The organism is Reichenbachiella sp., assembly GCF_965223055.1.
GTDB lineage: Bacteria > Bacteroidota > Bacteroidia > Cytophagales > Cyclobacteriaceae > Reichenbachiella.
On record NZ_CBDCVM010000012.1, the window covers coordinates 665553 to 678493 of the forward strand.

The 12941-nt window shown below is 40.3% G+C and carries 13 protein-coding genes; 5 read left to right on the plus strand and 8 right to left on the minus strand.

Features of this window, described 5'->3' with window-relative positions:
* Positions 1 to 74 precede the first annotated feature (74 nt).
* Positions 75 to 233: a hypothetical protein gene (locus ACOQO5_RS18250; RefSeq protein WP_176214683.1), complete on the plus strand. Its 159-nt coding sequence runs from the start codon at positions 75 to 77 to the stop codon at positions 231 to 233.
* Positions 234 to 401: 168 nt separating this feature from the next.
* Positions 402 to 2801 carry an FtsX-like permease family protein gene (locus ACOQO5_RS18255; RefSeq protein WP_420583123.1) on the plus strand — a complete coding sequence of 800 codons (2400 nt, stop codon included), beginning with the start codon at positions 402 to 404 and terminating at the stop codon, positions 2799 to 2801.
* A 174-nt stretch (positions 2802 to 2975) separates the two neighbouring features.
* Here ACOQO5_RS18255 and ACOQO5_RS18260 read toward each other — a convergent pair whose 3' ends face one another.
* The 8 genes from ACOQO5_RS18260 to ACOQO5_RS18295 form a co-directional block, all read right to left on the minus strand.
* Complete coding sequence (locus ACOQO5_RS18260) at positions 2976 to 3242, minus strand: Txe/YoeB family addiction module toxin (RefSeq protein ID WP_420583124.1); 267 nt, start codon at positions 3240 to 3242, stop codon at positions 2976 to 2978.
* On the minus strand, positions 3236 to 3478 hold the full coding sequence (locus ACOQO5_RS18265) for a type II toxin-antitoxin system Phd/YefM family antitoxin (protein WP_420583125.1): 243 nt from the start codon (positions 3476 to 3478) through the stop codon (positions 3236 to 3238). The genes ACOQO5_RS18260 and ACOQO5_RS18265 overlap by 7 nt, the downstream gene beginning before the upstream one ends.
* A 119-nt stretch (positions 3479 to 3597) precedes the next feature.
* The gene (gene ilvC, locus ACOQO5_RS18270) at positions 3598 to 5079 is read right to left on the minus strand and encodes a ketol-acid reductoisomerase (protein WP_420583126.1); all 1482 of its coding nucleotides are present in this window, start codon (positions 5077 to 5079) and stop codon (positions 3598 to 3600) included.
* Between the two features lie 319 nt (positions 5080 to 5398).
* Positions 5399 to 6262, minus strand: a complete 864-nt coding sequence (locus ACOQO5_RS18275; RefSeq protein WP_420583127.1) for an AraC family transcriptional regulator — start codon at positions 6260 to 6262, stop codon at positions 5399 to 5401.
* A gap of 386 nt (positions 6263 to 6648) precedes the next feature.
* The gene (locus ACOQO5_RS18280; protein ID WP_420583128.1) at positions 6649 to 7890 is read right to left on the minus strand and encodes an ATP-binding cassette domain-containing protein; all 1242 of its coding nucleotides are present in this window, start codon (positions 7888 to 7890) and stop codon (positions 6649 to 6651) included.
* A 54-nt stretch (positions 7891 to 7944) separates the two neighbouring features.
* On the minus strand, positions 7945 to 8352 hold the full coding sequence (locus tag ACOQO5_RS18285) for a hypothetical protein (RefSeq protein WP_420583129.1): 408 nt from the start codon (positions 8350 to 8352) through the stop codon (positions 7945 to 7947).
* Positions 8353 to 8501: 149 nt separating this feature from the next.
* Complete coding sequence (locus ACOQO5_RS18290; RefSeq protein WP_420583130.1) at positions 8502 to 10442, minus strand: tetratricopeptide repeat protein; 1941 nt, start codon at positions 10440 to 10442, stop codon at positions 8502 to 8504.
* A gap of 227 nt (positions 10443 to 10669) precedes the next feature.
* Entirely contained in the window at positions 10670 to 10846 is a 177-nt protein-coding gene (locus tag ACOQO5_RS18295; RefSeq protein ID WP_420583131.1) for a hypothetical protein, read from the minus strand.
* A 156-nt stretch (positions 10847 to 11002) separates the two neighbouring features.
* On the opposite strand from ACOQO5_RS18295, the gene ACOQO5_RS18300 reads away from it, so the two are divergent.
* The 3 genes from ACOQO5_RS18300 (at position 11003) to ACOQO5_RS18310 (ending at position 12845) form a co-directional block, all read left to right on the plus strand.
* Positions 11003 to 11338 carry a DUF2200 domain-containing protein gene (locus tag ACOQO5_RS18300; protein ID WP_420583132.1) on the plus strand — a complete coding sequence of 112 codons (336 nt, stop codon included), beginning with the start codon at positions 11003 to 11005 and terminating at the stop codon, positions 11336 to 11338.
* A 48-nt stretch (positions 11339 to 11386) separates the two neighbouring features.
* Positions 11387 to 12286, plus strand: coding sequence for a hypothetical protein (locus ACOQO5_RS18305; RefSeq protein ID WP_420583133.1), 900 nt, complete (start codon positions 11387 to 11389; stop codon positions 12284 to 12286).
* Between the two features lie 208 nt (positions 12287 to 12494).
* Positions 12495 to 12845 carry a GIY-YIG nuclease family protein gene (locus ACOQO5_RS18310; RefSeq protein WP_420583134.1) on the plus strand — a complete coding sequence of 117 codons (351 nt, stop codon included), beginning with the start codon at positions 12495 to 12497 and terminating at the stop codon, positions 12843 to 12845.
* Positions 12846 to 12941 lie beyond the last annotated feature (96 nt).

Consider the following 12941-nt stretch of genomic DNA (forward strand, 5'->3'; position numbering starts at 1 on the left):
GTCTTGATGAAGAGGGATTTTATAATTCTTAAAAAGTCATTAACATTGATGCTCAATTCAAAAAAACAATCAGTATGAGTGCAAGTACTAAGTCTACTTTAAAATTAATTGCCATTGTAATCGTGTTGCTTATGGTAGCCATGCAGCTAAATTTTATTATTATTCCATTTCTGGCCGCATACAAATTTTGGTTGATGGTGGTGGCTGCTGTTTTGTTGCTTTTGGCTTCATGACAAACCGCACATTGTTTCATTGAGTTTGGGTTTCTAGGTGCTGAACCTCGTTATTCGGCCATTTTGCCTTTTTTGAGGATTATTTTTTGACTAAATTATAATTGACTGCAACTTTTTTGAGTTGACATTCATCATAATAAAAACCAAAAGTCAAAAAACTCAATACTCATGTTCAAAAATTATCTTAAGGTTACCCTGCGTAACCTTCTCAAAAACAAAGTTTTTGTTTCTATCAACATTGTAGGCCTAGGTTTAGCGTTGGCCTGTTGTATCGTGGCTTATCTCAATTCCAAATACAGTTGGGATTTTGATAAAAATCATATTCAGGCTGATCATGTTTTTCATCTTCATCAGATGAGAGAAAATCAGGGTGACGTACGTGAATATGGTATGGTTCCTATGCCGATCGCCGATAGGGTGAAAAGTGATATTGTAGGTATAGATAAGATCTTTCGATTCGAAAACCACACCTTCACTGTTAGGGATGTACAGATAGATAAAGTTTTCCAAACCGCAGTATCGTATGCAGATCCTGGTTTGCTCGAATCTTTCACATTTCCTTTGGTACACGGAGACTTGACTGCCTACCACAACTTGGAGCAGGCGGTTGTCACTGAGGAATACGCCCAAAAATTTTATGGTGACGGGGATCCAATGGGTAAGATTTTAACCGTTTTTGACGATAAAGGCGTAAGCTTCAACTATGTAATTGCAGGTGTGGTGCAGAGAGCACCTCAAAATTCATCTTTACATTTTGAAATTCTTCTCGGTTTCGAAAATAGATTTAGAATGTACGAGGATAACGCCAAAGGAAATTGGTCGTATTTCACTCCTAATACTTTCGTATACCTAGATGACCCCAGTAGGGCTGGAGAAGTTGCTAAGCTCATGGATAAATATATCAGCTTGCAGAATGAAGCCAATCCTGAGCATCAGACAACAGGATTTTTACTGAGTCCAATGGACAATCACGCGCAAATTTCAAATGATATCCGATGGGACAGACTCAATGATGCTATGGATGATGCTGCGATACTCACGCCACAAATTATGGCACTACTTATCTTGCTCGTAGCTTGCTTCAATTTTACAAATACTGCCATTGCGACTTCCAATAGAAGGCTAAAAGAAATAGGTGTAAGAAAAGTTTTAGGAGGAAGTCGTCGACAACTCATTGCGCAGTTTATGGCTGAGAATCTTACCATTTGCTTTTTAGCGGTGATCATGTCTATTGGTATTGCAACTTATTTAATACCAGCATACGCTGCTATGTGGAGAGGAATGGAACTTGAAATGAACTTCGTCGAAGATTATCAATTGTACCTTTTCTTAATCGGACTACTGATTTTCACCACTCTGCTAGCTGGATTTTACCCAGCGCTATATGTGAGTAAATATGAGCCAGTAAGTATACTAAGAGGAAGTCTGAGCATTGGTGGTTCTGGTAGACTCACCAAATTTTTATTGGCTTGTCAATATACATTTACTGTTATCGCCATTTTTGCTAGTGTGGCCTTCGTCCAAAATGCAAAATATCAAGACACCCTGGATATGGGCTTTAATGTAGACCAGGTCATTGGAGTCAGTATCCTGAACGACAACGAATACCAAAAAACACTCAGTTCGATGATGGCCAATCCTGATATTGTATCTGTGGCTAGTGCAAAAAACAATATCGGATTTGGGAATTATGGATTGACAATCAAAAATCAGGACGTGGATGTAAATGTTGACATGCTCGACGTGGGTATCGGTTATTTGGAGACGATGGATCTTGAAATTATAGAAGGAAGATCCTTCTTAAAAGAACTGGAAGCTTCGGACAGTGATGGGTCCATTGTAGTTAATGAAAAATTAGTCGAAGCATTTGATTGGAGTGATCCCATAGGCCAACGGTTGGCTATTGATGATTCTACCACATTGACTGTAGTAGGCGTGGTGAAAAATTTCTACAAAAATGGTTTTTGGGGACCTATAGAACCGGTTGGATTCCGCCTGAGAAGTCTTGTTTTTTCGGATGATACTTCGCAGAGTTATATTGTAGCCAAAGTGAACGTCAATAAAGTGACTGAGGTGTATGAATATCTTGAAAAGGAGTGGAATGGTAAGATTACTACTAAGGTATTTTCAGGCTTTTATCAAGACCGGATCTTGCAACAGGCCAAAGAGGTGAATGGTAATATTACTACCATATTTACATTTTTAGGAATTGTTGCCTTTATCCTTTCATCCTTAGGGTTGTTCACGCTTGTTTCTATCAATCTTATTAAAAGGATTAAAGAAATTGGTGTAAGAAAAGTGTTAGGTGGTGAACTGGGACATATCGTGTATCTAATCAACAAGGATTATTTCTTGTTGCTCTTGATTTCTTCTTGTTTAGGTGTCACGCTAGGATATTTTCTAATAGATGGTTTGATAGCGTCCATTTTCACCTACTACAAAAACATGGATGTTCTCACTTTTGCAACACCTATCGCAACGATCGTACTGGTTTCTCTGACTATAGCAAGTTTGAGAACTCTTAAGTTCGCTCAGGTAAACCCTGTGACAGCACTTAGATATGAATAAAAGATAAATGATTGATGAACATGTAAAAGGTTCGGGATATTCCCGAACCTTTTTTTGTCCTGTTTAAAAATATTTTTCTAGTGAACTATCAAGAGAATCAATCTTGTGGATGTCTTAAGATCGAAGTAACCCGTTACAAACCTATAAGGTTTTCAAAACTTATTAGTTTGAATGCTACTCATAATGCGTCCACATCCTAATGACCTTCACGATTTTCTCTTCGTGATAGACCTGATATACCAGTCGGTGCTGAATGTTGATTCGTCTAGAATAAGCACCTGAGAGGTCGCCTTGTAATTTTTCGAATGGGGGGTAATCTTGAAAAGGATTGTTGGCTAGTAGATCAAGCAGTTTTTCAGCTTTTTGTTTTAAGCCCGACGAAGAGATTTTTTTAGCGTCCTTTAAAGCTTGATTGGTGTAAACCAATTTATACTTCACCATTCTAGTTTTTCAGAAGTTTCGCTCAGAGGAGTGTTTAGTCCATCAATGATTGATTTTCTCAATTCTGGATTGGAAGACAAGTGGAGAGTTTCTTGAATGGATCGCCAGTCTTCCTCGCTTACCAATACTGCATTGTTTCGCTTACCTGAAATCTGAATAGGCTCATGCGTTTCATTAGCTTCATCAACCAATTTGTAAATATTCTTACGTGCTTCGGTGGCAGACAGTGTTTTCATATCATAAACGTACGTTATTGCGAACGGAATTCAAAATAAATTGTTATGGATATAAAAAAGAAAAACCCCCAAGGTTTTCAAAACCTTGGGGGTTTAATCCATTTAATATTCAATTAGTCTTATCCCAGAGCGATCTGCTTCATGGCAGTCATCGCACCTCTTAGCTCGCCGCCCACGTACTCGATGTCGTGGCTTCTTAGCACTTCATTGATTTGGATCAATGTTACGTTGTCCACACCGTTGTCGATGCCTTCGTTGTAGTCTTTACCGATGATATTGGTGTCAACCGTTTTCATGAAGTCGGCCAACAATGGCTTACAAGCATGATCGAATAGGTAACATCCATATTCAGCCGTATCAGAAATCACTCGGTTCATTTCGAACAATTTCTTTCTTGCGATAGTGTTAGCGATCAGTGGCGTCTCGTGAAGTGACTCATAATAAGCAGAAGCACCCTGAATACCTGCTTCAGTCATTGTTTCGTAAGCTAGCTCTACACCCGCTCTCACCATCGCTATCATCAACAAACCTTTATCGTAGTACTCTTGCTCAGAGATGTCGGCATCAGAAGGAGCCGTTTTTTCGAAGGCAGTTTCGCCTGTTTCGGCTCTCCATGCCAATAGATTTTTGTCGTCATCGGCCCAGTCAGCCATCATCGTAGAGGAGAACTCTCCAGACATGATGTCGTCCTGATGCTTCTGAAACAATGGTCGCATGATTTGCTTCAATTCTTCAGAAACCTCGAAGCATTTTACTTTTGCCGGGTTCGATAGTCTGTCTAGCATACCAGACACACCACCGTGCTTCAGAGATTCAGTAATTACTTCCCATCCGTACTGGATGAATTTTGCAGCCCATCCAGCGTCCACGCCTTCAGCTACCATTTTGTCGAAACAAAGGATAGATCCAGTTTGCAACAATCCACAAAGGATCGTTTGCTCACCCATCAAATCAGATTTTACTTCCGCTACGAAAGAAGACTTCAAACAACCTGCTCTGTGTCCGCCTGTCGCAGCAGCATAAGCCTTAGCTTGCGTCCATCCTTTACCTTCAGGGTCGTTTTCTGGGTGTACAGCGATCAAAGTCGGTACGCCAAATCCTCTCAAATATTCTTGTCTTACTTCTGAGCCAGGAGACTTAGGCGCCACCATGATTACCGTCAAATCCTCTCTGATCTGCATGCCTTCTTCCACGATATTGAATCCGTGAGAATATGAAAGCGTAGCACCTTTTTTCATCAAAGGCATCACAGCAGAAACCACGTTGGTGTGCTGCTTGTCAGGTGTCAGGTTGATTACCAAGTCAGCTGAAGGGATCAACTCTTCGTAAGTGCCTACGGTGAATCCAGCCTCAGTGGTATTCACATAAGAAGCTCTCTTCTCATCGATTGCTGCTTGTCTAAGTGCATAAGAAATATCCAAACCAGAATCTCTCATGTTCAATCCCTGGTTCAATCCCTGTGCGCCAGCACCTACGATTACAATTTTCTTTCCTTTGAGTGCGTCTACGCCGTCTGCAAATTCAGATCCGTCCATAAACTCCGCCTGGTCCAACTGATTCAGTTGCTCTCTTAGCGGTAATGTGTTAAAATAATTTCCCATATCGTTTTTCTTTTTTAAATGCTTTTATTCTGTGCTGTTTCCCTCATTTGTCATTTCGACATCAGTAGAAACCCTATCGATCTTTTTTTAATCAGTCGCGATTAGATTTCTCTCTATCGCTCGAAATGACAAAGAATCCTATTTTCTGGATCCATCAGAGTTACTCGGAGAGAACGCTCCATGCCCTTGTTGGTGTTGTCCCGAAGGGATGCCATTGGCGTCACTAACAAGCCTAATGCAAGCGACATTTCTCACATTACAAAGATGATGGAGCTTTCGCCAACAATTGTGGTGGAAAAATGAAAAGTTTAGGTACTTTTCAACGATTCTCTCTGTAGTCGAGTGGAGTGATGCCTTCTGATTTCTTGAAAAACTTCGTGAAATAAGACTGGTCCTTGAAATTGAGGTGATCAGCGATTTGCGTGATAGAGTAGTCTGAATACTTCAAAAGTCGCTTGATTTCTATGATTTGTTTCTCTCGGATCAGCTCTTTTGAGGTTTTTGATGTTCTTTCCTTGACTAAATGCGTCAAATGGTTTTCACTGACATTGAGCAAATCTGCGTAGTCTTTGATACTCAGGTTTTGTTGGTATTTTTCCTCGATGAGTTCTCGAAAGCGTTTGACTAACACATGACCTTTCTGCTTGACTCCTTTTAGGTGTTCTGGAGGATACAATCGTTCACAGCTGCACAAGATCAGTTCCAGCAGCGCATGAGACAACTCATAGCTGCCCTGGTCCGGCTTATTCATCTCTTCACATCCTTTTTTGAATAGGGACTCTAAGAAGAGTTGATCTGATTTGTCCTTGATCAAAAGTGGAGGATTGTCCTGCTTCACGTTGAAGAAGAAGGGGTACTCCAGTAGTTTATTCTGATTGCTCTTGTCGAGCAAATAAAACTCGCCGGTAAACAAAAAGATATAACCTGTTACGTCTTCGGAAAGCTCCAGTTTGTGTGCCTGCCCCGGACTCAAAAAGAAAATACAAGGCGGCTGAATCTCATAGCTGTTGTTGTCGATGATATGCACACCAGAGCCCCGGGTCAGAAAAAGCACTTCGAAAAAATCATGACAATGAGGGTACTCCACCTCAAAGTGTCGATTGGCATCGAATACTTCGACCTGATATGGTTTTTCTCCTTCTGCCTTAAACTTGTCGATGCTATATACCGGTATGCCTTTCATTGGGGGTAAAGATAGTCACCATGCAGATATCCACATTGGTATGTCTCAAAAGTTGTTCGTCATTGCGAACATCGTGAAGCAATCTTATGAATAGATACGTATTCGAAGCATAAGATCACTTCGTTGCACTCGTGATGACGAATGATTTGACTTTTGAGGCATACTCAACTTCTCTAAGCTGCAGTGCCATATATTGAGGACTTTCTCTGCTATTGCTACGAAATGACCATTGATGAATAGTTCTTGGCTAAGCTTTGTGTGGAGGAACGACTCTTCTTTAACGGATTCAACTGTTTAAGCGCTTCTCATTTAGCAAACGAATCGACAGTACGGTTATTGACTAGTAGTACCTCTGGTACCGATTCCCCGAATGCTCTTTCTAGATGCTAACCGAGGCTATGAACAATGCCTTGAGACCCACCATCTCCGGGCACTAGCTCAAAACTATGTGTGGGTGATAGCCCTGCTTCAACCCTGTGCGATACATATATCATGGTGGTATCTCCTTCATGCGCGATTCTGTTGATGAGATTGGTCATTTGTGCGGTACTCTCGTCGTCTAAATCCACAGAAGCTTCGTCCAAGATCAGTAGCGGAGGGTGCTTCACCATCGCACGTGCGATCATCACCATGCGTTGGTGGCACATAGACAAGTCTATGAAGGCCTTGTCTGCTATCTTTGCTAGACCTATAAATGCCAGCCATTCATTGGCCAGTTTGATCTGCTGATCTGAGGGGATGTGATAAAGACCGACGGAATCAAAAAAACCTGAGATTATCATATCTCTGGCGTTTTGTCTTTTCTTGAATTGAAAAGTCATATTGGTGGTGAAGTAGCCTACTTTTTGCTTGATCTCCCAGATCGTCTCACCACTACCTTTTTGCTTTCCAAATAGCTTGATGTCCTGTCCGTAGGCTTTGGGATTATCTCCTGTAATCATGGTGAGTAGGGTAGTTTTGCCGCTGCCATTTGGGCCATAGAGGTGCCAGAATTGGCCTTTGTTGATCACCCAACTGATGTTTTTTAGGATGCCTTTATCCAGATAGGAAACATTCACTTGATTGAACGATACCAACGGATTTTCAAATTCAGTAACTGGATGTAGTGGTGGAGGTAGGGGGTGTTGATTTTTAGAAGGTGAATGCACTGCTGCAGTCCCATCATTTAAAGAGAGGGATTCGTTTTCGTAGATATATTGTGTTGACAAAAAAGGCAGTGCATCATCATCGCGAGAATAAATATTGATGATGCTAAAAGTTTCAGACTGAAAGGCTAGCTGATCCACAATTCGTTTTCTGGCAGCTACATCCAGATTGTCTAATAGATGGTCAAATATGATTACCTCAGGCCGGAGACCAAGTGAGTATTGCAGAAAAGCCTGTTTGCGCTCTCCTGAAGACATGGAGTGGAGAAATTGTCCACTTTGTTTGAGAATAGTGTCGTTGTCATGAATGAGTTCTTCATCTACGAATCGAAGAATAGTCTTTGGAGACAGGATATGGACTTTTTTATCCTGTAGCCATTGAAATTCCTCGCTATACTTTTTGTCCAACAAGCCAGATAGCAATGGTTGGCGTTCTGGGGCTTTCGCTAATTTGATATTCCAGTGACGATGGTTGTTCTGCATAATTTTGACGCGAATAGTCTGGCGCAAATATGCATGGATCGGAGAAGATATTTATTACTCTTTGATTTTGAGTCCTACGATTTGAGGTAAAATCCCTTCCACTCCTGTGAACTGTAGCAGAATAGTATCTCCTACACGCAAGGAGGAGTAAATATCATCAAACATTAAGGTCTGATCAGACAATAAATCGTCGTACCGGTTGGCGTAAATGCTCGTCCCCCTTCTGACAAGGTTGATTTCTAATTTTGTTGTTCGCTTCCCAACTTCTTGGATCAAGTCTTCTCGAATGATGTAATGCAACTTTTTTGTAGGCTTGGATTGAATGACCTTAGATAGGCTAATGCCAGACTCGAATTCAATTTTCATTTCACCCCAGTAAAACTTTAATCTATCATCACCTCGAAAGGCTGTAGTTAACAATAAAATCAGTATCGGAGCAAATGTGCGTATTACATTTTTCATAGTCATCGTATGGTTGATACATTCAAAATATAGCATAGGTGGAATCTATAGAAGTGACAACCGACAGATAGCTGTTACTGAATGATCAACAATGTGTTTTGAAGAATGTGGAGCATTTTCCTCATTTGAGTTGAAGGTAAAGACTTATATTAAGAGCAGTCTATAATGGGAATAAGTTCGGTTTGGAATTTCAATTTAAAAGAAAACCTAGACCCTTTGCCGGGTGTGCTTTTCAGTTTCATATCACTTCCAAAAAGCTTTAATATGTGTTTAGTAATAGACAGGCCAAGACCGGTTCCACTTTGTTTTCTGGTCGTAGCTGAATCGACTTGAATAAACTTATCGAAAATAACGCTTTGTTTCTCTGGCTCGATACCAATGCCTGTATCTTCTACCACAAATTTCAAACTGGTTTTTTTCTTACCCTTTTTTAGTGCTTCCACCCTAAGTTTTACATAACCTGAGTCCGTAAACTTTATACTATTGCTCAGTAGATTGTTCAATACTTGCGACAATCTTCCTGGGTCACCAACGAGTTGGTGGGGTACATCCTTACTTACATCCAGTTTCAGGTCAATACCTTTTTTCTTCGCCTCTTCACCAAACCCATCTTGAATTCCCTTTAAGAGCATGTTGATGTCAAACGCTGTGGATTCTAGCTTCAATTTTCCCGTTTCCAACTTATTCAAATCAAGGATATCATTGAGAAGCGTGAGCAGGTTTTCTGCAGAAAATTTGAGCATGTTGAGCGTCTCAATCTGGTGCGGTTTGGGCCTGTCTTCCAGAAGCAAATGAATAGAGCCTAGAACTACATTCATGGGGGTACGAATTTCATGACTCATCACCGATAAGAAGTCAGCTTTTGCTTTTGCAGCAATCAGCGCGTTTTGCTTCTCTTTTTCGATGATCTCATTCTTGCGCATAATTTCCTCGTTTTTATCAGCTAAGACCTCCATGGTCTTCGCTTTAGACAAGTAAACCCAGTACAGCCATAGCAGAAGAATAGCAATTGCAACGAGCACACAAATGATGATATTTCTGACAGTGGTTTGATGGGCGTTTTCTTTATTCAAGAGAGCTATTTCCTGTTGCTGCCGCTCAAAGTTGTATTTTGACTCTATTTCTTTGATGTTGCTGGTCATTTCGCTTTTGCGAATTTCAATCCTCAACCTTGAGTATTCTTCTTGAAAGCCAAGTGCTGATTCGTAATTACCCAGAGCCTTATGTACTTCTGTGAGATTTAACAAACACTCCAGCGTGACATTTTGAGTACCTAATTCTTGACTAAGAGTGAGGGCCATGAGTAAGTATTCTTCAGCTTCCACTAATTGATTTTCATTGAAATATGTTTTGCCAATAATAAGTGAGGTCTCAGACATTCCTTTTTTGTTCTCTTCATTTTCAAAAAATGAAAAGGCTTCTTTGGCATGACTGTAGGCCAAATTAGATGGTCCTGTTTCCATGTATAGTTCACCCAATCCCCAATGTGCATAAGCCAGCCCTTGTATATCATTTTCAGACTGGAGTATGCTCAGCGCGGACAAATAGAGGGGGAGAGCATGTTCATAATCTTTCACCATCAGATGTAGTGCGGCCACCTGGGTCATGGAGTAGGCAATACCCAGAGAGTCTCCCAATTCTTTCTCAATTTGAAGAGAGCGCTTATGAAATTCAAGTGATTTGGCAGTATCACCCAAGCTCTGATAGACCATGCCGCAGTTGTTGTATATCCTTGCTTGTCCATCTTTGGCTCCCAGTTCGTCGTAAATATCCAGCGCCATCAAGAAATAGGTAATGGCCACTTCGTGATTACCCTCCACGTCATATGAAATGGCCAGATTATTGAGTGCATCTGCCTTTCCCCGGTTAAAAGTAATTTCATCAGCAAGTTGTACCGCCAGCTCGCAATACCGCCTGGAGGAATCGAGATGAATAAAAGCATATTCGAAGCCCAGTTTCGCAAGGAGCTTTACACGAGCTGTGTCTGAAGTGCTGTTTTGAAGCTTGACTTTTAAGGCATCTACTTGTTCGGCATGACAGTATCCAATGCACCAAAAGGCAATTAGAATATGCACCAATTTTTTCTTCATGAACAAGTAGGTAAAAGTTAGTTCTAGTAAATTCCTAAAGATTCATTAGCAGAAAAAGCAATCAGCCGGTTTTTCTGAAAACTACTGTGAATTGTACTAGTACGTCGTCTTACGGTGCAATTCTACAAATCATTTCTCCTCTTTTTTGTTCAGTTCTACATTGGCCGCATATACGAATAGACTAAAAACAACCACGCCCACAATAAATATAAATTCGCCAGTGATGATCATGATTGGTCCGTGTTTTTGCTAATAAGTTTGATGTAATTGGCACTGCAGATGATGGAAGGTACCCAGAGTCCTACGAAGATTCCTGCTTCAGATTGTCCGTTGAACCATAAGGAAACTGATAGCAGAAACGACACGAACGCTGCGATCAAAAAGATTTTGTCTGATTTTTTCATGCTTCAAAATAACAAAGAAATAGTTCTTGAGGTTTATGTTTAGTTCAACTGTGAGCTACAGATCTTACCTTGTGCAATTGCTTAACTGACAAATCATGGTTAAGTTTAGGTTAGATCGAGTAAGCTATTACAATGTCTAAACACCGAATTTATACCATGAGCTTTGCCGGAGTCTACCCGCACTACGTGACCAAAGCAGAGAAAAAAGGAAGAACCAAAGCCGAGGTGGATGAAATCATCCACTGGCTGACTGGATATGATCAAAAAGCGCTGAAGCAGGTGATCGAAAACAAAACCAACTTCGAGGACTTCTTCAAGGAGGCACCGCTGTTACATCCCAACCGCAAACTGATCAAAGGCGTCGTCTGCGGCATCCGTGTAGAAGAAATCGAAGAACCTCTGATGCAAGAAGTCCGCTATCTCGACAAACTTGTCGACGAACTAGCCAGAGGCAAGAAGATCGAGAAGATTTTGAGGGAGGGGAACAAGTAAAGAATTGATATTGATTTTTTTGTTTTATAGAAGCTAAAATATTGTCGTATGGGGTACATGGTTTTTGGGATGAGAAAAGAGAATTACACCAGGAAGCCAAAAAAGGCGTTCAAAATTTTGAAAAAGGTGTATGGTCAGAAACCTGATTTTCCAAAGTCCAATCTTCCGAAGTCCAATGAGGTTCCAATATCTTATGAAAAGCATACATACAAGCCATTTTATAAATCGAAAATCTATCGGATTCTTAGAATTTGTTGCTTTATTATAATTGGCATTAGTATTGTCTGGGCGGTCTTTCTACAAGAACCATATGATAATTATCGAAAAGAAAAATTTGAAGAAGAGAATTTTCGAGAACTATACATCAAAGATTTAAAATACCTAGCCCCATTATTTCATCAAATAGAACAAATTTCAGGTAAATTTATAAGCGCAGAATATTACAAATGGTCTGGTAAATATGATTTGAGAATCCAGCACCCATCTGTGGATACATCTAAGGTTTCTGGTAAAGTTTTTAATTTAGGATTCAATGGAGGATATGGCACTAAGAGAGTCGCTAATCATGATAAAATTATTGATGGGAAATTAATCAAGGCCGGTTTTGATCATCATCCATATAACATAAGGTGGATTTATAATTTAAGTGGAGTACAGGCTAATCAAATACCAGAGTCAGTTGCTAGTTTTTTAGATATGGATGCAGCTGAGTTTACTCGTTTTTTAGCTTTGATTCATAAGTTTGGGCATAAAATAGAGAATGACAATGGCCTGATCTATGCAGATTATTATCATGATGAATTTGGCTACTATAAAATTGTTTATTCAAGAAATGAGTTTAAGTCCACAACTGAAATGAGATATGGAGATACATATCTCAATCTCGTAGGAAATTTGAGTGAAAACATCTATTGGACGCGTCAGGAGAAGGTAGAATTGAGAGAATAGAATTCCGCTAAGGCTCTGGTTCGTGTCCTCACGAACCTAACAATCTCCGCCTTTGTTGGAGTTGTCTCCAACAAACCTTTGCAGCTGTTTTGCACCAAAAACAATATGACATTCCATAGCATTCAAGAGAATAACATGAATAAACAGGATAAGTCATGCTTTTATTTTATATAGTTCATATTAATGAGCCTCGTAAAAGGAAGGAATTATGCCTCGATTAACATACCGCGTATATGTGATAGAATTGTCCAAGCGTGTTTTTACCGAAAATGCGCGGTTTCGTACGGCCAACCCACAATTCAATGGGGTGCTAGAATGCTTGTATGTTGGGATGACAAGCAAAGACCCAAAGGAACGGTTTGAACAACATAAAAAAGGAACCTTAAGCAAGAAAGGTCATAAGTTATCCTCTAGTATCGTTCAGAAATATGGCGCCTACCTTCGTCCAAATTTATACAATCATATTGCGCCCATGGCAACCAGAACTGAAGCGCTAAAGATGGAAGAAAAGTTGGCTTTGGAATTGCGTAGAAAACGATATGCAGTTTGGTTTAATTAGTTTATAAATCTAAGCCCAAGTTCGTGTCTCTACTTACGCAGGAATCATTATGCCGTTAAATAACCCACTCCAGCCCAGGTTCGTGTCTCAACGAAA

Coding starts and splice junctions, on each gene's coding strand:
- ACOQO5_RS18250 (WP_176214683.1), top strand. CDS start 75: ATGAGTGCAAGTACTAAGTCTACTTTAAAATTAATTGCCATTGTAATC.
- ACOQO5_RS18255 (WP_420583123.1), top strand. CDS start 402: ATGTTCAAAAATTATCTTAAGGTTACCCTGCGTAACCTTCTCAAAAAC.
- ACOQO5_RS18260 (WP_420583124.1), bottom strand. CDS start 3,242: ATGGTGAAGTATAAATTGGTTTACACCAATCAAGCTTTAAAGGACGCT.
- ACOQO5_RS18265 (WP_420583125.1), bottom strand. CDS start 3,478: ATGAAAACACTGTCTGCCACCGAAGCACGTAAGAATATTTACAAATTG.
- ilvC (WP_420583126.1), bottom strand. CDS start 5,079: ATGGGAAATTATTTTAACACATTACCGCTAAGAGAGCAACTGAATCAG.
- ACOQO5_RS18275 (WP_420583127.1), bottom strand. CDS start 6,262: ATGAAAGGCATACCGGTATATAGCATCGACAAGTTTAAGGCAGAAGGA.
- ACOQO5_RS18280 (WP_420583128.1), bottom strand. CDS start 7,890: ATGCAGAACAACCATCGTCACTGGAATATCAAATTAGCGAAAGCCCCA.
- ACOQO5_RS18285 (WP_420583129.1), bottom strand. CDS start 8,352: ATGAAAAATGTAATACGCACATTTGCTCCGATACTGATTTTATTGTTA.
- ACOQO5_RS18290 (WP_420583130.1), bottom strand. CDS start 10,442: ATGAAGAAAAAATTGGTGCATATTCTAATTGCCTTTTGGTGCATTGGA.
- ACOQO5_RS18295 (WP_420583131.1), bottom strand. CDS start 10,846: ATGAAAAAATCAGACAAAATCTTTTTGATCGCAGCGTTCGTGTCGTTT.
- ACOQO5_RS18300 (WP_420583132.1), top strand. CDS start 11,003: ATGAGCTTTGCCGGAGTCTACCCGCACTACGTGACCAAAGCAGAGAAA.
- ACOQO5_RS18305 (WP_420583133.1), top strand. CDS start 11,387: ATGGGGTACATGGTTTTTGGGATGAGAAAAGAGAATTACACCAGGAAG.
- ACOQO5_RS18310 (WP_420583134.1), top strand. CDS start 12,495: ATGCCTCGATTAACATACCGCGTATATGTGATAGAATTGTCCAAGCGT.